We start from the raw sequence: 20,187 nt of genomic DNA, 5'->3' as shown, positions 1-20,187 counted from the left end.
AGGGAGATCCCGTTTCTTTCAGCTCAGGGGGTCAGCTCCCCAAGGGAGGCGACATCCACCGGCGCAGCATAATCGACGCCCGGCAGCTCGAAGCCGTTGAGTTGCATGAAGTCCTGCCGCAGCCCGGCAAAGTCCCCCAGCCCGTGGAAATTGTCCGGCGTCACCTTGGGCCAGAGCGCCGAGACGGCGGCCTGAATAGCCGGGTCGAGCTCGTGGTCATCCATCCGGATCAGCCGGTTGCCATCGGCCACCACCCCATTGGCCCCATACATCTTGGCGGCAAACAGTCGCTGCATCTGCTCGATGCAGCCCTCATGGACACCGCGCTCCTTCATCACCCCCATCAGCAAGCCGAGATAAACCGGCAGCACCGGAATATAGGCGCTCGCCTTGGTCACCAGCGCCTTGCAGACTGACACCCAGGCGTGGCCGCCAATCTCGGCCAGCTGCAGGTTGATGGTCTCGGCGGTGGCGTGCAGATGCTCCTTGGCATAACCGATGGTGCCATCCCGATAGAGGGGATAGGTGGATTCTGGGCCGATGTAGGAGTAGGCGACGGTCTGCGCGCCGGGAGCGAGACAATCGGCCTGCTGCAACGCCTGCATCCAGAGCTGCCAATCCTCGCCCCCCATCACGGTGACGGTGTCGCGGACCTCCTCCGGCGTGGCAGGTGCCAGCGACTGCTGCACCAAGGTATCGCGCTCCAGATCCAACCCCCAGCCGCTGAACGGCTGGCCGGTGGTCTTGAGCACCGAACGCACCTGCGTGCCATCGGGCAGCACCCGGATGCCGCTCGCGAGCGAATAGATCACCAGATCCACCTGCCCCAGCTGCTGGCGGATGGTATCGATGGCCTGCTGGCGCATCCCGTCGGAGAAGGCATCGCCAATCAGGTTGATGGCGATACGCCCCTCCTGCTCCGCCTCCTTGCGAAACCAGATGTTGTTGTACCAGCCGGCGCTACCCAATCCTTTGTCGGAAGGGCCACGTTCGAAGGAGATGCCGATGGTGTCGGCACCGGCACCGAAGGCGAGCGCAATGCGCGACGCCAGCCCGAAACCGGAGGAGGCCCCCAGCACCAGCACTCGCTTGGGCCCATTGAACGGGCCCGCAGTCTTGATGCGTTCAATCTGCTGCTGCACGGCGGCGCGACAGCCGATGGGGTGACAGTTGCGGGCAACACAACCTTGAATCTGGGGATGAATGATCATGGGAAGGCCTCCAAAGAAATTGGCTACAGCATAACCAAATCGAAGGAGATTAACTTGATGCCGGATCGCTATCAGTCAGAAAAGCCGCGGGAATTGAGGCAGAAAAACAAAAGGGAGCACGTGGCTCCCCAAAGCGGTATTCAGATGCTTTTTGTTGTTTTGTGTTCATTGCGAAGCACGGGCCCATCCTATGCCTCTCCCCCCTGATCGGCAAGCCGAGGGGTGTGACCGGCGTCAAACTCTTGTTTAATTTATAGGCAAATAGTGGTTAATAACTGAGTGGCTGACCCTGTGTCACACGTCATTAAACTCATTTAAATCCCAAAACTGTGCCTGAGGCACCATTTTAGTTTCAGCAGAGATTGGTATAGTGGGCTGAAGGATCGGTAAGGAGAACCCCCATGAGTGGAACAACCTATTACAAGCATATTCTGGCCGCGATCGACCTCTCTGAAGACAACCGCAAGGTGATCGACAAGGCGGTGGACAGAGCCCGCTCCAACGGCGCCAAGCTGTCGGTTATCCATGTCGATGTGGACCTCAAGGATCTCTACACCGAGATGATCGATATCGACATCGACAACGTGCAGGATCAGGTTATCGCCGAAGCGAAAGAGAAGCTGGAGGCATTTCTGGCCTCGGTGGACTATCCCATCGAGAAGAAGCTGGTGATCTGCGGCGATCTGAGCGAGCGGGTCAATCAGGCAGTCAAGGAGTACGAGATCGACCTGCTGGTGTGCGGCCATCGCCAGAGCTTCTGGAGCCTGCTCACCTCCAGCGCCCGTCAGCTGATGAATACAGTGCCCTGCGATCTGCTGGTCGTCCCATTGCAGAAGTAATGAAACCGGCGTAGTGTGATTTGCTATGAATATGACCGCATTCAATCACAACTACTGGTGGTGCTGCTCCTAAACAGGCGGCACCGCGTTTCTATTGTAAATTTCCCAAAGAAAACACCGTGACCGCCGAGAGGCGGTCAACTGTTTTTATCCCTTTGTCGCCTCCCGGCTCACCCAACTGGAGAGAGTGACATGCACAACCCCGTAATCCTGACTGGCGATCGTCCCACCGGCAAACTGCACATCGGCCACTATGTCGGCTCCCTGCGCCAGCGCGTCGAAGCCCAGCACCACTACCGTCAATTCGTGATGATCGCCGACTTACAGGCGTTGACCGACAACGGCCACAACCCGGCCAAGGTGACCGACAACGTACTGGAGGTGATGGCTGACTATCTGGCGGTCGGCCTCGACCCAGCCAAGACAACCTTCTGTCTGCAGAGCGCCCTGCCCGCCCTCGCCGAACTCACCTGCTACTACCTCAATCTGGTCAGCGTCGCCCGGCTGGAGCGCAACCCCACCGTCAAGGCGGAGATCCAGCAGAAAGGGTTCGAACGCACGCTGCCGGCCGGTTTTCTGGTTTATCCGGTGAGTCAGGCCGCCGACATCACCGCCTTTCGCGCCAGCCATGTGCCGGTCGGGGAAGATCAGCTGCCGATGCTGGAGCAGACCAACGAGATCGTCCGCCGCTTCAACTCTCTGGTAGGCAAAGAGGTGCTGACCGAATGCCAACCGATCCTGAGTGACACCGGCCGCCTGCCCAGCATCGACGGCAAGGCCAAGATGTCCAAATCCCTCGGCAACACCATAGAGCTCGGCATGTCGGCGGAAGAGGTCAAACAGGCGGTGTTCGCCATGTATACCGACCCCAACCACCTCAAGGTGAGCGATCCGGGTCAGGTGGAGGGCAATACGGTGTTCGCCTATCTCGATGCCTTTCACCCCGACAAGGCGCTGGTCGCCGAGATGAAGGCGCACTACCGACGCGGTGGACTGGGGGACATGCGCTGCAAACAGGTGCTCAACGACTGCCTGCAGACCCTGCTCGCCCCGATGCGGGAGCGCCGTGCCGCGGCCATCGCCGACAAGAAGATGCTGCTGGAGCTGCTCTATCAAGGCACCGAGCAGGCTCGCATCATCACCGATGAGGTATTGGCGGAGGTGAAAAGCGCCATGGGGCTGGATTACTTCGCCAACATCCGCTGAGCGGGGGTCCCGAGCGCATCGTCGCCGTAGAGGTCGAACACCAGCTGGTGCAACAAGCTCTTGAACCAGCCTATCGCCTCGTCGTGGGCGGTGAGCGGGTGCCCCGCCATCAGGTAGACGATAGGGATGGCGGGGTCGAGCTGGTGCATCCGCAGCGGGTAGTAGCGGCAGAAGTGGCGCCCGATCATCTCGGGCACCACCACCAGATAGCGGCCGGTCGCCATCAGTGGCGGCACCGCCATAAAGCTCGGCAACCGCACGCCCAGCTCCCGCTCCACCCCGAAGCGGGCCAGCCAGAGCTCCACCATCGCCTGACTGTGACCCCAGCTGGAGGTGTGGATGTGGGGACGGCTCACCAGCTCGACCGGAGTCAGCACATCGGGCAATTCGCTGCCGAGCGGCGACAGGCAGACCAGCGGGTTGTTGAACCACTCCTCCCGCCACAAGCGGGGTGAGAGGTGATTCGCCCCGGCGAAACCGATCACCAGATCCAGCTCCCCCTTCTCCAGCTCCCGCTCGTAGTTGCTGTCGGCCAGCTCGCACACCTCCAGCCGACAGTGAGGGGCTTGCCGATGGAGCCGCTCCACCAGCACCGGTACCAGTCCGTGCTCCACCGAGCCCGGGGTGGCGATGCGGAAAATCCGCCGCGCAGTGGCTGGATCAAACCCCTTGGCCTGCCGCAATCCCTGCTCCAGCATCGCCAGCGCCTGCCGTACCGGACCGGCCAGCGCCTTGGCTCGCTCGGTCGGCATCATCTCGCGCCGACTCATCACAAACAGCGGATCATCCAGCGCCACCCGCAGCCGCCCCAAGGCGTGACTGACGGTGGATTGGGAGAGATGCAGCCGTTCGGCGGCACGGGTGACGTTGCGCTCCTGCATCAGCATGTCGAATACGGCGAGCAGGTTGAGGTCGAGACGGGCGAGCGAGCTATCCATCGATATTAGCCATAGTTAAATGCCAACAATTCATTTTTACCATAGTAACAGATTGCCTAGAATGCGCTGGCTTAATACATCGGAGATTCAAATGCGTAGCTATCTGTTATTGCTGGCCATTGGCCTGCTGTGGGGTTCCCAATTCATTTTCATGCACCAGGCCGTTGCCGAGTTGCCCCCCATTCTGGTGGCTGCCGGTCGTGCCCTGTGCGGCAGCCTGACCCTGGGTCTGCTCTGCCTGTTCATGCGGCTCAAGAGTGAGCACACCCCGTGGCGCACCTATATGCTGATCGCCCTGCTGGATGCCACCATCCCCTTCATCATGGTCGCCTGGGGCCAACAGTATGTGGATAGCGCCATCGCCGCCGTAGTCATGGGTTGTATCCCGTTTGTGACCATTCTGGCTGCACCGCTGTTTATTTCTGGTGAAAGAATCACCAAAACCGGTCTGCTTTCCGTGATCATCGGCTTTGCCGGTGTACTCACCCTGTTCTGGCCGAAACTCTCCCAGGGCATGAACGCCGGTCTGCTCGGTGCCATGGCCATCCTGCTGGGTGCCAGCTGTTTCGCCATCGGCCTGCTGATGATCAAGCGCTTCGCCAAGGACCATCCGGTCGTGGTCGCCCGCAATATCCTGATCTCCTCGGCAATCCAGTTGCTGCTGGTCGCCCCCTTCATGGTTGACCTCAGCAGCCTGACCCTGCCGAGCACCCAGGCCCTGAGTGCGATCACCGTACTGGGTACCCTCTGTACCGGTCTGGTCTACTTCCTCTACATGGCGCTGATCCAGAAGGCCGGCCCGACGTTCGCCTCCTTCAGCAACTATCTGGTGCCGCTGTTCGGCGTGATGCTGGGTGCCCTGTTCCTCGGCGAGCAGATCCACCCCACCACAGGTGTTGCTCTGGCCCTGATCCTCGGCTCGGTCGCCATGAACCAGTGGGCGCAACAGCGTCGCATGCAGCGCGAGGTCTCCCTATGTCAGGCATCCTGACCACACTGTGCGGTGGTCTGGTTCTGATTGCCGGCTGGCAGTATCGCCAGCGGCTGGCCGGGATCCTGGGCCTGCTGATGGTACTGCTGCCCTGGTTCTTCGATAGCAAGCTGCAAGCCATGCTGAGCTATGCCCTGAATGCCTGAAATCCATCTCTGAATGTGTGACGAGAGTCTATCTCTCCTGTTTTTGGGACTGTTTTAAAAAACCTCCGATTTGTCCCCCGCTACCGGCGCTCTGCGCCGGTTTTTTTATGTTCGAGATCAGGAGAAGACCGTTACCTGTTATCAACTGTTTTGATGGGGGGCTGATCTAACAGTGGTTTCTCACCAACGGTGAATCCTTAAAGAACTGGGTATTAGGAATAAAACCGACTCATTAAGGTAATTTACATGCGTACTGATCTTGTCATATCCGATACCCTTCATGCCTTGGCGACCAATAGTCCGTTAGAAAACCTATGCGTTGCCGTAGCAGCGTTTGCCCTGATAAGGCTGATAAACGCTTTTGCAGAGCTACTGACAACATAGAGTGTGAGCAACACCTTCACGGGAAACTTAGCCGAGCTCGCCAGACTGATACACATTCCACCAGTCAGCCTGATATATCAGACTGACTGGCCAAAAAAGCCAACGACAACCATCTGAAACTCAAACCGAATAGCGATAGCTGAGTCGCTCGTTCTTGCGCGGCCCGGTGATCTGCCAGCTCAGCAGAAAACCGCCGTCTATCTCGGTCAGCTCGGCGCTGTAGTGATCCGCCCCGCACAGATGGGGCTCGGCTGTCAGCCAGCAGCCATCCCCCTGCGGCAGCAGCTCGAACAGTTCGACCGGCTCCTCATAACGCAGATGGGAGAGACGGATCCCCCGCGCACTGCGCTGCCACCAGAAGCGGTTATGCATGGCGAGCACCCTTCCATGGGGCGTGGTGTAGCGACCCTGCTCGCTAAACAGCCAGCCACCCTGATGATCGGTCACCTGCACACGCCCCTCGCCCCGACCATTCCAGTCGGTCGCCGACCCCTCGCCATTGCTGGCGGTAAAGGAAAATGCTCCGACCTGTGGCAATCGCCCCCATAAACACTGGATTGCCGCTTCCATCTCGGCCATCATAGCCCCCTTAAAATTGACAACTGACGATAAATCAAACACATGAACTACTTGATAGGGGTCACCCTGCTCTGGTCATTCTCCTTCAGCCTGATCGGGGTCTACCTCGCTGGCCAGGTGGATGCCTACTTCTCGGTGCTGACCCGCATCGCCCTCGCCAGTCTGGTGTTTCTGCCCTTCCTGCGCCGCCGCTGGCTGCGCCCCGATCTGGCGGCCAAGCTGATGGCGCTGGGCGCCATCCAGCTCGGCATCATGTATCTCTTCTACTACCACTCCTTCCTGCTGCTGACAGTGCCGGAAGTGCTGGTCTTTACCATCTTCACCCCCATCTACGTCACCCTGCTCCACGACTTGCTGGAAGGGCGCTTCAAGCCCACTTATCTGTGGGGCGCCCTGCTGGCGGTGGTCGGGGCTGCCGTCATCCGCTTCGACGGCCTGACCGAAAGTTATGTGCTGGGATTTCTGGTGGTGCAGGGGGCCAACCTCTGTTTCGCCCTGGGTCAAGTGGGCTACAAGGTACTGCTGGCAAGGGAGGCGGAGCAACCGCCGCAACTGGCGGTGTTCGGCTGCTTCTATCTGGGAGCGCTGGTGATCGCACTGCCCGCCTGGTGGCTGCTGGGCAAGCCGCAATACCCAACGTCAGGGTTGCAGTGGGGCATTCTGCTCTGGCTGGGGGTGGGAGCCTCCGGCCTCGGCTACTTCCTCTGGAACAAGGGGGCGACGCTGGTCACCAGCGGGGTGCTGGCCATTATGAACAATGCGCTCATTCCGGCCGGCTTGCTGGTCAATCTGCTGCTCTGGGGCAAGGATACCGACCTGACCCGACTGACCATCGGCGGCCTGCTGATGCTGGCCTCGCTCTGGGTCTGCCAGCGTGACAAGCGCGGCCAACCCTGACCACACTCAGCCGACGACGGTGTTGTGCTCCCGTCTGGCCTGACTGTGACAGCTGGCCAGCCGGGCCAGCAGATGATCGAGCTGCTCGCCAGCCTGACTCTGCACCAGCCCGATGCTGACGGTGACCGGCCGCTGTGACAGCAGGCTGGCATCGGCAATCTCGAGGCGCAGCCGCTCGGCGATCTCCAGCGCACTCATCCGCTCGGTCTGGGAGAGCATCAGGATAAAACCGTCCTCATCCCAGCGGGCGAAGGGATCTTCCCGCCGCAGTTCGTGACGCACGATACGCGCCAGCTTGGCCAGCATGGCGTCGCAAGCCGCTTCACCAAACAGTTGCTGGATTTTGGCCATGTGATCGACCGAAAACTGCAGCAGACTGAAAGTGCCGCTCTCGGTCGCCAGCCGCTCTTCAAGCAGTTGCTCGAAACGGCCACGGCTCTCCAGACCGGTCAGCGGATCGGTGCCATGTCGCTCCTCCACCAGCACCACGGCAGGATCGAGGTGACGGACCACCCCCAGCAGATACCCCCGCTCATCGCGACGCATTCGCTCTTCCAGCCGGATGTAGTGACCGTGATGATGCAAAATGCGGTATTCGAGGCGCAGACCGCTGCTGCGGCCGCTCTGGCAGGCGAGCAGGGCATCTTCCAGCCGGGCAACATCGTCGGGATGAACCCGATCCAGCCAGCCGAGATCATCCGGCCAGCACTCTCCCAATCCCAACAGGCGCAGGCAGGAGGGATCACGCTGCAGTCCATGTTGGGCTGACCAGCTCCAGATCCCCGCCTCCAGCAGCGCCATGGCATCAGACAGCAGACCCGGATCAAGCCGGGCAGTCACATCGACCAAAGGTGTCTTGAGCATTTCCATGGGGCGCCTCGAAACAGGATCTGAATACCTGCTCAATAAGTAACATTGGCGTTCACGCCGAGCAACAGGGTCAGAGTGCTTTTCCCTGATACCCGTTCATCAAGGTCTGCCAGTTCTCCGGTACGAAGTGGAAACTGGTATGCAGTTGAGACTCTTTATTGAATGAACGGAGCAAGCGTTCCAGATTGGCCTTCTGCCATTCGCCGGGGGAGCGGATCGCACCCTTGTCAAAATCGATCACCCACACCTTGCCCTCTTTATCGAGCAGCAGGTTGTGGCTGTTGAGATCGGCGTGATAGACCCCGGCATCGTGCAGCTGGCGCACCGTCTGGCCTATCTTGTGCCATACCTCGGTCGCCACCGGCCCCTGCTTGAGCAGCGCCACCATATCCTTGGCACCGCGAATTCGCTCAATCAGGATATCGGCACGATAGAATGGGCCCTGTTTAACCATGCGGGCACCAAACGGACGCGGCACCGGCAGCCCCAGCTCGCACAACTTGGCCAGCAGGGTGTATTCGGCCATGGCGCGGCTCGACTCGACCCCTTCGAACCAGAAGCGATCCCGCACCACCTTGCCCACCATGCCGCCGCGATAGTAGTGGCGCAGCACCAGATGGCGGGACTCATCCTTGACGAACCAGGTCACCCCCCGCCCGATGGAGGTTCCCACCACCTGACGGTTGCTCTGCCACCAGGCAGGATCGAATAACTGGGGAGAGGGGTCGCAAAAGGCCCCTTCGGCATACCAGCAGATCTGGTTGTGTTCGGTCTGTACTCGCATCGTGGAGATCCCGCTCGGTGGGTCATGGATCGCAATTTTTCAATTGGCGATGAGGCTGCCGCTCTGGCATGCCCGCAATAGTGGCCTTTAATCAACGACGTGCAGAAACAGGTCATGGCACTGGGCCCGGCCTATCCTGGCTGACGATTGTGCGCAATTTTACAATCCAGAGGGGAGTTTGCATAATGCCATCCACCCTTTTTGCCAGCCGTGCGCCACAACATGCCGCTATTTCAAACGCCCCCCTCCTCCATCTGCATCCTGCGACTCTCCGCCATCGGGGATTGCTGCCACGCACTGGCGCTGGTGCGCGTCATCCAGCGGGAGTGGCCACAGACCCGTATCACCTGGATCACCGGCAAAATCGAGGCAACCCTGTTTGCCGAGCTGCCCGGCGTCGAGGTAATCCCCTTCGACAAGAGCAAGGGGTGGCGCGGCTATCGCGATCTCTGGCATACCCTCAAGGGGCGCAAATTCGATGCCCTGCTCCACCTGCAGGCAGCGATGCGAGCCAGCATCGCCACCCTCGGCATCAAGGCCAAGGTCAAACTCGGGTTTGATCGGGAGCGGGCCAACGACGGCCAGCGGCTGTTCACCAACCATAAGGTGCCATCCCCCGACTCCCCCCATGTGCTGGACGGTTTCCTCGCCTTCGCCAAAGAGCTTGGCATCCAGGATCTGACCCCGGACTGGCAACTGCCCATCAGCGCCGAACATCAGGCGTGGGCAAAGGAGAAGATTGGCGGTAAACCGACCCTGTTGATCTGCGCTGCCGCCAGCAAGGCCTTCAAGAACTGGACTGCCGCAGGCTATGCCGCGCTGGCGGATCACGCCGCCAACAAGGGCTTTCAGGTCTATCTCTGTGGCGGGCCGGCCAAGCTGGAGCGGGATCTGGCCGCCGAGATCCGGCAACTCAGCCAGAGCAGGCCGGTCGATCTGGTGGGGCAGACCAACCTCAAGCAGCTGCTGGCGCTGATTGGCGAGGCGAGTCTGGTACTGGCCCCCGATACCGGCCCCACCCATATGGCCACCATAGTGGGCACGCCGGTGATCGGCCTCTATGCCCACCACAATCCGGCCCGCACCGGCCCATATCTCTGCCGCGACTACGTGGTCAGCGTCTATCAGGAGCTGGTTGAGCAGGAGACCGGCAAGCCGCTGGCCGAATTGAGCTGGCGCACCCGTCTCAAGGACCCGGAGGCCATGCGAAAAATCACCAGCGAGCAGGTGATCGCAACGTTCGATCGGCTCTGTGCCGATCGTCAGCTGCCGCAGTGACAGGGCACCTCGGGAATTCCGAGCCATCAGGCAGGGATAACCTGATAGCCTCTGCTCTCAGCCAAAGGCACAATGCAGGCTGATGTGGGTTACGCTCCCGCAGCAAGCTACGAATACTTTGATCGGCTGGAATATGATTCCGGCCGTTTTTTTATTCGCCGCCTTCTGGTAAAATTCGCCGCCTTTACATCCTCCTGACTCAAGAATTTTCCGCGTTTTGCGTTTGGCTGTCTCCCTTTCGGGCACAAGACGGCGGTCTCTGCTACAACCAAAACAGCGGTTTCGATTAAAGGTAATAATATGGCGCAACAAGGCACTCTCTATATCATCTCTTCTCCGAGCGGCGCGGGTAAATCCAGTCTGCTCAATGCCTTGCTGACCCAACATAACGCTGCGGGCAAGATGCAGCTGTCGGTTTCCCACACCACTCGCGCCACCCGCCCGGGCGAAGAGCACGGTGTCCACTACCACTTCGTTCAGGTGGAAGAGTTCAAGGCACTGATCGAACGCGGTGATTTTCTGGAGTGGGCCGAAGTGTTCGGCAACTACTACGGCACCTCACGCGCCGCCATCGAAGCCTGTCTGGCCAAGGGGATCGACGTATTCCTCGACATCGACTGGCAAGGTGCCCGCCAGATCCGCGAGCAGATGCCGACCAAATCCATTTTCATCCTGCCCCCCAGCCGCGAAGAGCTGGAACGCCGCCTGATTGGGCGCGGTCAGGACAGCGCCGAAGTGATTGCCGGCCGGATGGCGAAAGCCATTGCCGAAATGGTGCACTACGACGAGTATGACTATGTCATTATCAATGAAGACTTCGAGCAGGCGCTGTTCCAGCTCAGGTCCATTATTGAGTGCCAACGGCTGGAGATGCGTCACCAGCAACAGGCTCAAAAAAACTTGCTGCAACAGCTACTGGCAGAGTAAGCCAAAAACAAGTAAACTTTTGCGTCATTTTTAAACACTGCTTTTCTAAATACAGAAAGCCCAAACACTGGAGTCCTGCATGGCACGCGTTACTGTAGAAGATGCTGTAAAACAGGTAGGTAACCGTTTTGACCTGGTGCTGGTCGCCGCGCGCCGCGCTCGTCAAATCGCGGTACAAGGCAAAGATCCCCTGGTCGACGAAGAGAACGACAAGCCGACTGTGATCGCCCTGCGTGAGATCGAGCTGGGTCTGGTGAACAATCAAGTGATGGACACCCAGGACCGCTACGAACAGCAAGAGCAAGAAGCCGCCGAGCTGGCTGCCGTTGCTGCCATCGCCGAAGGCCGCGGTTAAGTTATTCCTCCGGTTGGCACCCGCCCGGGTGCCGACTGTTCATCCCCATTTACAACCGCTCGAAAACCTCGCAAACTCAGGGCTATACCCTCAATTCCACGAATTGCCGTTTCACCGCTGCGGGGACTGTCTTGTATTTATTTGAAAACCTTAAAGAAATAGCCAGTTCCTACCTGCCGCCAGAGCAGGTTGAGAAGCTCAAGCAAGCCTATGTGGTGGCCCGTGATGCCCACCAGGGCCAGATGCGTTCCAGTGGTGAACCCTATATCACCCACCCCGTTGCCGTTGCCCGAATCCTGGGTGACATGCGCCTCGATCATGAAACCCTGATGGCCGCCGTGCTGCACGACGTCATCGAAGACACCTCTGTCACCAAAGCCGATCTGGCCGAACAATTCGGCAATGCGGTTGCAGAACTGGTGGCCGGGGTCTCCAAGCTCGACAAGCTGAAATTTCGCGATCGCAAAGAGGCGCAGGCCGAGAACTTCCGCAAGATGGTGATGGCAATGACCCAGGATATCCGGGTCATTCTGATCAAGCTGGCCGACCGCACCCACAACATGCGCACCCTGGGCTCCCTGCGCCCTGACAAACGCCGCCGCATCGCCCGGGAAACCCTCGAAATCTTCGCTCCCATCGCCAACCGCCTCGGTATTCACACCATGAAGAACGAGCTGGAAGAGCTGGGTTTCGAGGCGCTCTATCCGATGCGATCCCGCGTGTTGCGCGAATCGGTGCGCCGCGCCCGTGGCAATCGTCGCGAGATCATCGACTCCATCCAGAGCGAAATCAGCGGTCGCCTGAAAGAGGCGGGGATCGAGCATCAGGTCAGTGGCCGCGAGAAGAATCTCTTCTCCATCTACAACAAGATGGAGAAAAAAGAGCTGCAATTTCATGAGGTAATGGATATCTACGCCTTCCGGGTAAAAGTGAAGGACATAGATACCTGTTACCGAGTGCTGGGGCAGATGCACAGCCTCTACAAGCCGCGCCCCGGCCGCTTCAAGGATTACATCGCCATCCCCAAGACCAACGGCTACCAGTCGCTGCACACCTCTCTGGTGGGGCCGCACGGGGTACCGGTGGAGGTGCAAATTCGTACCGAGTTCATGGATCAGATGGCCGACAAAGGGGTTGCCGCCCACTGGGCCTACAAGCAGGATGGCGACAGTTCGGGCACCACGGCCCAGATCCGCGCCCAGCGCTGGATGCAGAGCCTGCTGGAATTGCAGCAGAGCGCCGGCAGCTCGTTTGAATTTATCGAAGGGGTCAAGACCGACCTCTTCCCCGACGAGATCTACGTCTTTACCCCGGAAGGGCGCATCATGGAGTTGCCCGCTGGCGCCACGCCGGTGGACTTCGCCTATACGGTGCACACCGACATCGGCCACGCCTGTGTCGGTTCGCGGGTCGACCGCCACCCCTACCCGCTCAGCAGCCCACTGCACTCGGGCCAGACGGTGGAGATCATCACGGCGCCGGGCGCCCGCCCCAACGCGGCTTGGCTCAACTTTGTGGTGACCACCAAGGCACGATCCAAGATCCGCCAGTTCCTCAAGAACCTGCGCACCGAAGAGTCGGTGGTGCTGGGTCGCCGCCTGCTCAACCATGCGCTGGGCGCCAAGAATATCGAAGACATTCCCGAGCCACGCATCAAGCAGGTGCTGGCCGATACCAAGCATGAGAACCTGCAGGGGCTGCTGGCCGATGTGGGCCTCGGCAACGCCATGAGCGTCATGGTGGCACGCCGCATGCTGGGGGATGAACTACCGCCGGAAGAGCAACCCAAGTCCAGCAGCAAGAAGATGCCGATCAAGGGTGCCGACGGCATGCTGGTCACCTTCGCCAACTGCTGCCGTCCGATCCCGGGAGATGCCATCATCGCCCATATCAGTCCGGGCAAGGGTCTGGTGATCCATCAGGAAGCCTGCCGCAACATCAAGGGCTACAGCAAGGAGCCGGACAAGTATCTGCCGGTGCAGTGGGAAGTGGACAAGGAGCAGGAACAGGAGTTCCGCACCGGTATCAGCATCGAGATCGTCAACCATCAGGGTGCGCTGGCCGAGCTGGCCAACGTGATTGCCGCCACCGGCGCCAACATTCACGCCATCAGCACCGAAGAGAAGGATGGCCGGGTCTATCAGGTCAGCCTGCTCATCACCACCAAGAGCCGCATCCACCTGGCCAACATCATGCGCAAGATCCGCGTGATGCCCAACGTGCTCAAGGTGAGCCGACAGAAGAACTGAACACAGGCGGCGCAAGCCGCCTGCTGCTTTTATAGAGACAAGCCATGACCCCCGAACGCTTCAAGCGCATCACCGATATGCTGGCCCAGCGTCAGCTCGATTTGACCGTCTGTATGGAAGAGGTCCACAAACCTCACAATCTGGCCGCCATCGTGCGTACCGCCGATGCCATCGGCATCCACCGGGTACACGCCGTCTGGCCCAAAACCTGGATCCACAAGCGCAAGGGCACCGCCCGCGGCAGCCAGAACTGGGTGGATGTAAAACTGCACCCGGACATCGGCAGCGCCGTTGCCGAGCTGAAAGCCTCCGGCATGCAGATCCTGGCGACTCACCTCTCCGACAGCTCGGTCGATTTTCGCGCCATCGACTACACCAAACCGACCGCCATTCTGGTGGGTCAGGAGAAACACGGCATCGGTGAAGAGGCGCTGGCGCTGGCCGATCACCATATCGTCATCCCCATGGTGGGCATGGTGCAGTCCCTCAACGTCTCGGTGGCTGCCGCCGCCATCCTCTACGAGGCGCAGCGCCAGCGCGAGCTGGCCGGTTGCTATCAACGCGGCTGCCCGCTCACGCTGGAGGAGCAGAACAGCATCCTGTTCGAGGGGGGTTATCCTATCTATGCCCAGCTCTGCAAAGAGAAAGAGATGCCCTACCCCCAGCTCGGCCCGGCCGGTGAAATTCTGGCGGACGAAGAGTGGTGGCAACGGATGCAGCTGACCCGCAAAGGGTGGGCGCAGCAGAGCGAGCAGGACGATCCGCAGGAGGAGTGATGGAGAACCCTTTTGGCAGCTGGCTGGAATCGCAAATCATCCGGGATCACCTGACCAACCCGAACATAGAGGCCGGCGACTACAGCTACTACTCCGGCTACTACCACGGTAAGCCGTTCGAGGATCACTGCGTCCGTTACCTGCTCGGCGATGGCTCGACCCGCGACACCTGGGAGAGCGGCCTCTGGGGCGAGGTGGACCGGCTGATCATCGGCAAATTCTGCTCCATCGGCTCGGGCGCCACCTTCATGCTGGCGGGCAATCAGGGCCACCGGCTGGATTGGGTCTCCACCTTCCCGTTCAATCCCGACACCTTTGGCGAAGGGGCCCGCAGCGGCTTTCTGCGCAAGGGGGACACCCGGATTGGCAACGATGTCTGGATCGGCTCGGAAGCGATGATCATGCCCGGCATCACCATAGGTGATGGCGCCGTCATCGCCACCCGCGCCGTGGTGACCAAAGATGTGGCCCCTTACACCATAGTCGGCGGCAACCCGGCCCAACCGATCCGCCGCCGTTTCAGCGATGAGCAGATCCTCATGCTGCAAGAGATGCAATGGTGGGACTGGCCCCTGCCTCGCTTGCAAGCCTGCATGGCGCAGCTCTGCTCGGGGGATATCGCCGCCCTTTATCACCATTGGCAACAGGAGTGTGCCTGATGAAACCCCTCTCTCTTTCCCTGTTGGCCCTGACCCTGTTTTCTGCCGGAGCCCTTGCCGTGACAAATACCTATCAGCTCACCAGCGAAGCCGATGTACCCAGCCTCTACCAGCAAACCCTGCCCGACTTCTGGCGCCAGCATGCGGTGGAAGGAGAGTTCAAGGGCAAGGACGGGGTGACCATCCGCTATGCCGCGCTGCGGCAGGAGAAGGTTGATCGCGCCATCCTCATCGTCAATGGCAGGGTCGAAAGCTACCTCAAGTATCAGGATCTGGCGTGGGATCTCTGGCGTCAGGGCTACAGCCTCTATCTCATCGACCATCGCGGTCAGGGGATGTCCGACCGGATGCTGAATGACCCGCAGAAGGGATATGTCGACCAGTTCGACGATTATGTGGTCGATCTCAAGCAGTTTCACGACCAGATAATCATGGCGGACCAGCCTGCCAAGCTGTTCCTGCTGGCCCACTCCATGGGCGGCGCCATCTCGGCCCGCTATCTGGAACGCTGGCCCGATGATATCAAGGCGGCCGTGCTCTCTTCCCCTATGCTGGGCATCAATCTCGGCGGTCTGCCCAAGTGGCTGGCCAAGGGATTGGCGAGCACCATAGGCACGGTCGGCGGCTGGATTGGCGAACCTCCATACGGCCCAGGTCAGGGCGCCTATCAGGATCACGGCTTTGCCGATAACGAGCTGACTCACAGCCAGTCCCGCTATCAAGCCTTCCGCCAAATCTACGAGCAGCACCCGCAGATCAAGCTGGGTGGCGCGACCGCCCACTGGATTTATCAGGGGATCACCGGTGCCGATGCCGCCATCGCCGATGCGGGCGCCATCAAAACCCCGCTGCTGGTGCTGCAGGCTGGCAACGACAGCGTGGTGGACAATGCCGCACAGGATCGCTTCTGCACCATTGCCAAGTGCGAAGGGGGCAAACCACTGCGCATCGAGGGTGCCTGGCACGAGCTGTTTATCGAATCCGATGACAAGCGCCAGCCCGCCCTGACCGCGATGGTCGACTTTTTCGCCCGCTTCTGAGCTGGCTATTTTTTGTAACCCTAAATAAATGGGGTGACAGTGCGGGCTAAGGTAAACTGCCCCTGTTTTTAATCGATGCCGAGGTAATGATGTTCAAGGTAGTTGTATCCGATCTCGATGGCACTCTGCTCAACAAGCAGCACCAGATCTCTCCCCGTACCCGGGATACCCTGCACCGCCTGGTAGAACAAGGTGTGAAATTCGTGGTCGCCACCGGCCGTCATCACGTTGACGTTCGCAGCTTCCGCGATGCGCTGGGGATGGACATCTACCTCATTACTTCCAATGGCGCCGTGGTCCATGACAAACAGGATCAGCTCATTTTCAACCAGCCGCTGCCGACCGAAATCGCCGCCGAACTGATTGCCCTGGAGCGTGACCCCTCTATCCACCTCAATGTCTATCAGGGTGATGATTGGGTGGTGGAAGAGGAGCTGCCCTGGCTGCTGCAGTTCCACGACGAGTCAGGGTTCACCTACCGTCTGGTCGATGACCTGAAACAGGAACCGAAAGAGCAAATCAACAAGGTGTTCTACATCGGGGACCACGAGAAGCTGCTGAAGATCGAGGCGCACCTCAACCAGCGCTACGGCGATCAGCTAAACGTCACCTTCTCATTGCCGGACTGCCTCGAAGTCATGCACGCCGGGGTGCATAAGGGCAATGCTGTGCGAGCCGTGCTGGAGCAGAACGGGTTCGACATGTCGGAGGCGATCGCCTTCGGCGATGGCATGAACGACTTCGAGATGTTGACCATGGTGGGACGCGGCATCGTGATGGGCAACGCCCATGACCGCCTGAAAATGGCGCTGCCGGAGTATGAGCAGACCCTCACCTCCGATGAAGATGGCGTCGCCGTCTATCTGGAGAAGCTGTTCGAGCTGGAGAGCGTCAGCGCAGCCTGATCCTCTTCAGCCCGCCATCCGATTCAGCAAAGCCTCACCATGTGAGGCTTTGTTTTTTCAGAGTCTCCAGCCAGGGATTGGGCCGCTGCCAGCTGAAGCTCTGGTTCGCCCCGCCGTAGCATTCAGCCAACCGCAGAGGCGTGCCGGGAGTATGGCGTCGCCCGGCCACATCGAGGCAGCGGGAGACCTTGCTGTTGAAAAGCCTGTCTTTCTGCCACTCCCACTGCGCCTGACCGTCACAGGGTGCCAGCATCACTTCGCTGTCGTTTTTGGCTTGCAAACAGAGATCCTGCAGGCGCAACTCACCCAGATCCCACTCGAACAGTTGATCGTCTTTTCCGCTGCAAGGTTGTGCCAACACCTTCTGTTGGGACACCGCAACGCAAAAATCACCGCTGGTCAGCAAGGGGGAGAGAGAGCGCTCCTCCTGCGGTTGTGATGCAATGGAGCCCATCATCACATCGGTGGATGGCGGCTTGATGGTACACCCCCCCAGCAGCAAGGCAGCCAGCATGGCGGGGGAGCAAGCAAAGGAAATTTTGTTATTCATGGAAAAATGCCTGAAATGGGCCGATGACATCCGGTTGTCAGTGACTCGAGGCTGAAGCATAACCGAAAGGCGGGGCGCGCTGCCCAAATAGAGTGTAAACAGACGTAACAGGGAGAGAGTACTGGCACGGCGGAGGCCAGAAAGCAAAAACCCCGCCGAAGCGAGGTTTTTCTAAATGTGGTCGGTGATAAAGGATTCGAACCTTTGACCCTCTGGTCCCAAACCAGATGCGCTACCGGACTGCGCTAATCACCGAGGCTATTTCTTTCAAAATAGTTTACTTCAAAAAAACAAAGACGACCTTATGGTCATCCTCGTCATACAGCAAGTATGGTGCGAAGAGAGGGACTCGAACCCTCACACCCGGGGGGCACTAACACCTGAAGCTAGCGCGTCTACCAATTCCGCCACCTTCGCGTACCTGACAAGCTGTAAAATGGGGTGGCTGATGGGGCTCGAACCCACGACAACCGGAATCACAATCCGGGACTCTACCAACTGAGCTACAGCCACCACAGCTGTTTTCGTTCCACAACAACGCCCGTTTAACCGACGCACTTTTTATGGTGCGCCCGACAGGATTCGAACCTGTGACCTCTGCCTCCGGAGGGCAGCGCTCTATCCAGCTGAGCTACGGGCGCTACGCTGTCGAACGGGGCGCATTATTAATGATGGTTGCTGGTTTGTCTACACTTTTCTGTCACCGAAGCACTGTTCGTTGTTTTTTCAAGCACATTGCGCACTTTTCTTCCACTATTCCCCTGCTGACAACCGAAAAGGGGCAGATCGCAGTCGCAAATCGCCTTGCTGCCTTGACTTGATTTGATGCCCATCTAGAATGAATGAACGTTCATTCAATCGAAAGTCACACTGATGATTCTGGATAAAAAAGAGAGCATCTTCAACGCGGCCCATGAGGTGCTGGGTGAACGGGGTTTTCATGGTCTGTCGATTGCGGAAGTCGCCAAGAAGGCCAATGTTGCCACCGGCACCATCTATCGCTACTTCGGCGACAAGGATGATCTGATCCGGCAACTGCACCAGCACACTATCTTGCAGTGTGTGCCCATGGTCATGGCCGATGTAGCAATCGATAAAGTTTCATTTCAACAATTTCGCCAATTATGGCTCAATATTCATGCCATTTTTGTTAACGAACCCAACGCTATCCGGTGCAAATTGCAGTACGAGAGCTCTCCGCTAGGGGCAGAATTGGAGACCAATCCTGTCATTCTGGCTGCCTGGGAGCCTCTGGACCGATTTTTTGAACAGGGCGTTGAACAAGGATTGTTTATTGATTTACCGATACGGGCACTCCAGGTGTTGAGTCTGGACAGTGTCATGCATCTGGCCCTGCAGTGCAGGGTGCACAACATCACGCTGACCGAATCGCAGTTGGAAACCGCGATCCGGGCCAGCTGGAATGCCATTTTATCCCCCAATCTTTCCACCTCAGGAGCCTGTTCATGAAAAAGTGGATGGCCATTATGTTGCTGATAGCGATCGCCTTGTTTGGCAGCGTCATCGGCTTCAATTTGTTCAAACAGAAGATGATTGCCCAATATATGGCCAACCGGCCGGAACCCGAGTTCCCCGTCACCGCCATGGTGACCAAGGCGCAGGATTGGGTACCGACCATCGAAGCCATCGGCTTCATCGAACCGAATCAGGGGGTGACCCTCTCCACCGAACTGGCTGGCACCATTGATGCTATCACCTTCGAGTCGGGCAAACCGGTCAAGGCAGACCAGCTGCTGCTGAGCCTGGACTCCACCGTGGAGAAGGCCAATCTGCGCGCCTCCCAGGCCAAGCTGCCAGCGGCAAAAGCCAAATTCGAACGCTTCCAGAACCTCTACAAGACCAGCTCCATCTCCAAAGAGCAGCTGGATGAAGCCGAAGCGGCCTATCGCTCGCTGGAAGCGGATATCGAGAGTCTGAAGGCGACCATTGCCCGTCGTGAAGTGCGCGCGCCCTTTAGCGGCGTGGTCGGCCTGCGCAATGTGTTCCTTGGCCAGTATCTGCAACCAGGCACAGATATCGTGCGCCTGGAAGATACCAGCGTGATGCGTCTGCGCTTCACCGTGCCCCAGACCGATATCTCCAAAATCAAGCTGGGCCAGACCATCAAGATCAATGTGGATGCCTATCCGCAAACCCAGTTTGACGGCCATATCACCGCCATCGAGCCTGCGGTCAACTTCCAGAGCGGCCTGATCCAGGTACAGGCAGACATTCCGAACAACGACGGTCAGCTCCGTTCCGGTATGTTCGCCCGCGCCAGCATCATTCTGCCGACGGTGAAAGATCAGATCGTGATCCCGCAGACCGCTATCTCCTTCACCCTTTACGGTCAGAACGTCTATGTGCTCAAAGAGGGCGAAGAGACCGACAAAGAGGGTAACAAGGTGAAAGTGCTGCGAGCCAAGCAGGTTGTGGTCAAGGCGGGTGAGCGCCGTGGCAACGATGTGCATGTGCTCTCTGGCATTCAGGCCGGTGACCAGATCGTACTGTCGGGTCAGGTTCGCCTGAGCAACGACACCAAGGTGCATGTGGTCGAGAACGATGCCCTGGCCGTTCCGGCACAAACCCCGATGCTGTAAGCG

General features: G+C 59.1%; 21 protein-coding genes and 4 tRNA genes. 15 read left to right on the top strand and 10 right to left on the bottom strand.

Annotation, left to right across the window (positions count from 1 at the left end; all coding sequences use genetic code 11):
- Positions 1-23: 23 nt before the first annotated feature.
- Positions 24-1,211: an enoyl-ACP reductase FabV gene (gene fabV, locus I6L44_RS16960; protein WP_216952565.1), complete on the bottom strand. Its 1,188-nt coding sequence runs from the start codon at positions 1,209-1,211 to the stop codon at positions 24-26.
- 401 nt (positions 1,212-1,612) lie between these two features.
- Here fabV and I6L44_RS16955 point away from each other — a divergent pair, with 401 nt between their 5' ends.
- Complete coding sequence (locus tag I6L44_RS16955) at positions 1,613-2,050, top strand: universal stress protein (RefSeq protein WP_005339229.1); 438 nt, start codon at positions 1,613-1,615, stop codon at positions 2,048-2,050.
- A 192-nt stretch (positions 2,051-2,242) separates the two neighbouring features.
- Positions 2,243-3,256, top strand: coding sequence for a tryptophan--tRNA ligase (gene trpS, locus I6L44_RS16950; protein ID WP_216952563.1), 1,014 nt, complete (start codon positions 2,243-2,245; stop codon positions 3,254-3,256).
- Here trpS and I6L44_RS16945 read toward each other — a convergent pair.
- Positions 3,235-4,194 (bottom strand): LysR family transcriptional regulator, encoded by a 960-nt coding sequence (locus tag I6L44_RS16945; protein WP_005339232.1) that lies wholly within the window; start codon positions 4,192-4,194, stop codon positions 3,235-3,237. The two genes, trpS and I6L44_RS16945, sit on opposite strands and share 22 nt — an antisense overlap.
- A 91-nt stretch (positions 4,195-4,285) precedes the next feature.
- Between I6L44_RS16945 and I6L44_RS16940 the strand changes: the two genes are divergently transcribed.
- Together I6L44_RS16940 and I6L44_RS16935 are read left to right on the top strand one after the other, a co-directional pair.
- On the top strand, positions 4,286-5,185 hold the full coding sequence (locus tag I6L44_RS16940) for a DMT family transporter (RefSeq protein WP_005355734.1): 900 nt from the start codon (positions 4,286-4,288) through the stop codon (positions 5,183-5,185).
- Positions 5,170-5,331 (top strand): hypothetical protein, encoded by a 162-nt coding sequence (locus I6L44_RS16935; RefSeq protein WP_005339236.1) that lies wholly within the window; start codon positions 5,170-5,172, stop codon positions 5,329-5,331. The genes I6L44_RS16940 and I6L44_RS16935 overlap by 16 nt, the downstream gene beginning before the upstream one ends.
- Positions 5,332-5,835: 504 nt before the next feature.
- Here I6L44_RS16935 and I6L44_RS16930 read toward each other — a convergent pair.
- Complete coding sequence (locus I6L44_RS16930; protein WP_216952561.1) at positions 5,836-6,297, bottom strand: DUF6314 family protein; 462 nt, start codon at positions 6,295-6,297, stop codon at positions 5,836-5,838.
- Between the two features lie 39 nt (positions 6,298-6,336).
- Here I6L44_RS16930 and I6L44_RS16925 point away from each other — a divergent pair, with 39 nt between their 5' ends.
- Entirely contained in the window at positions 6,337-7,191 is an 855-nt protein-coding gene (locus I6L44_RS16925; protein ID WP_216952559.1) for a carboxylate/amino acid/amine transporter, read from the top strand.
- 6 nt (positions 7,192-7,197) lie between these two features.
- On the opposite strand, the gene I6L44_RS16920 is transcribed toward I6L44_RS16925, so the two are convergent.
- Both I6L44_RS16920 and I6L44_RS16915 read right to left on the bottom strand, forming a co-directional pair.
- On the bottom strand, positions 7,198-8,061 hold the full coding sequence (locus tag I6L44_RS16920) for a sensor domain-containing diguanylate cyclase (protein WP_216952557.1): 864 nt from the start codon (positions 8,059-8,061) through the stop codon (positions 7,198-7,200).
- A 70-nt stretch (positions 8,062-8,131) separates the two neighbouring features.
- On the bottom strand, positions 8,132-8,845 hold the full coding sequence (locus I6L44_RS16915; RefSeq protein WP_100644752.1) for a 3-deoxy-D-manno-octulosonic acid kinase: 714 nt from the start codon (positions 8,843-8,845) through the stop codon (positions 8,132-8,134).
- A gap of 222 nt (positions 8,846-9,067) precedes the next feature.
- On the opposite strand from I6L44_RS16915, the gene I6L44_RS16910 reads away from it, so the two are divergent.
- The 8 genes from I6L44_RS16910 to I6L44_RS16875 all read left to right on the top strand — a co-directional run bounded on the left by I6L44_RS16910 (position 9,068) and on the right by I6L44_RS16875 (position 17,034).
- Complete coding sequence (locus tag I6L44_RS16910; protein WP_216952555.1) at positions 9,068-10,123, top strand: glycosyltransferase family 9 protein; 1,056 nt, start codon at positions 9,068-9,070, stop codon at positions 10,121-10,123.
- Positions 10,124-10,423: 300 nt separating this feature from the next.
- Positions 10,424-11,050, top strand: coding sequence for a guanylate kinase (gmk, locus tag I6L44_RS16905; protein ID WP_005357125.1), 627 nt, complete (start codon positions 10,424-10,426; stop codon positions 11,048-11,050).
- A 79-nt stretch (positions 11,051-11,129) separates the two neighbouring features.
- Positions 11,130-11,405: a DNA-directed RNA polymerase subunit omega gene (gene rpoZ, locus I6L44_RS16900; RefSeq protein ID WP_005307060.1), complete on the top strand. Its 276-nt coding sequence runs from the start codon at positions 11,130-11,132 to the stop codon at positions 11,403-11,405.
- A 131-nt stretch (positions 11,406-11,536) separates the two neighbouring features.
- Positions 11,537-13,654 carry a bifunctional GTP diphosphokinase/guanosine-3',5'-bis pyrophosphate 3'-pyrophosphohydrolase gene (gene spoT / locus I6L44_RS16895; protein ID WP_019446267.1) on the top strand — a complete coding sequence of 706 codons (2,118 nt, stop codon included), beginning with the start codon at positions 11,537-11,539 and terminating at the stop codon, positions 13,652-13,654.
- 44 nt (positions 13,655-13,698) lie between these two features.
- Entirely contained in the window at positions 13,699-14,430 is a 732-nt protein-coding gene (gene trmH, locus I6L44_RS16890) for a tRNA (guanosine(18)-2'-O)-methyltransferase TrmH (RefSeq protein WP_042063570.1), read from the top strand.
- Positions 14,430-15,089, top strand: a complete 660-nt coding sequence (locus tag I6L44_RS16885; protein WP_216952547.1) for a CatB-related O-acetyltransferase — start codon at positions 14,430-14,432, stop codon at positions 15,087-15,089. Before trmH ends, I6L44_RS16885 begins: the two co-directional genes overlap by 1 nt.
- A complete protein-coding gene (locus tag I6L44_RS16880; RefSeq protein ID WP_216952545.1) occupies positions 15,089-16,129 on the top strand; it encodes an alpha/beta fold hydrolase in 1,041 nt (346 codons plus the stop codon). Before I6L44_RS16885 ends, I6L44_RS16880 begins: the two co-directional genes overlap by 1 nt.
- Before the next feature lie 89 nt (positions 16,130-16,218).
- Positions 16,219-17,034, top strand: a complete 816-nt coding sequence (locus I6L44_RS16875; protein WP_005339262.1) for a Cof-type HAD-IIB family hydrolase — start codon at positions 16,219-16,221, stop codon at positions 17,032-17,034.
- 34 nt (positions 17,035-17,068) lie between these two features.
- On the opposite strand, the gene I6L44_RS16870 is transcribed toward I6L44_RS16875, so the two are convergent.
- From I6L44_RS16870 to I6L44_RS16850, 5 genes are all read right to left on the bottom strand, one after another.
- Complete coding sequence (locus tag I6L44_RS16870; protein WP_115522699.1) at positions 17,069-17,584, bottom strand: ricin-type beta-trefoil lectin domain protein; 516 nt, start codon at positions 17,582-17,584, stop codon at positions 17,069-17,071.
- Between the two features lie 178 nt (positions 17,585-17,762).
- Positions 17,763-17,839 (bottom strand) — tRNA-Pro (locus I6L44_RS16865).
- Positions 17,840-17,915: 76 nt separating this feature from the next.
- Positions 17,916-18,001: transfer RNA gene (locus I6L44_RS16860), tRNA-Leu, on the bottom strand.
- A gap of 20 nt (positions 18,002-18,021) precedes the next feature.
- A tRNA-His gene (locus tag I6L44_RS16855) sits at positions 18,022-18,097 on the bottom strand.
- Between the two features lie 51 nt (positions 18,098-18,148).
- Positions 18,149-18,225: transfer RNA gene (locus I6L44_RS16850), tRNA-Arg, on the bottom strand.
- 232 nt (positions 18,226-18,457) lie between these two features.
- Between I6L44_RS16850 and I6L44_RS16845 the strand changes: the two genes are divergently transcribed.
- Positions 18,458-19,054, top strand: a complete 597-nt coding sequence (locus I6L44_RS16845) for a TetR/AcrR family transcriptional regulator (RefSeq protein WP_005339267.1) — start codon at positions 18,458-18,460, stop codon at positions 19,052-19,054.
- Entirely contained in the window at positions 19,051-20,184 is a 1,134-nt protein-coding gene (locus I6L44_RS16840) for an efflux RND transporter periplasmic adaptor subunit (RefSeq protein WP_216952544.1), read from the top strand. Before I6L44_RS16845 ends, I6L44_RS16840 begins: the two co-directional genes overlap by 4 nt.
- Positions 20,185-20,187 lie beyond the last annotated feature (3 nt).

This window comes from Aeromonas sp. FDAARGOS 1414, assembly GCF_019047065.1.
GTDB classification, from domain to species: Bacteria; Pseudomonadota; Gammaproteobacteria; order Enterobacterales; family Aeromonadaceae; genus Aeromonas; species Aeromonas veronii_A.
This window is presented reverse-complemented; position numbering and strand designations above follow the sequence as displayed.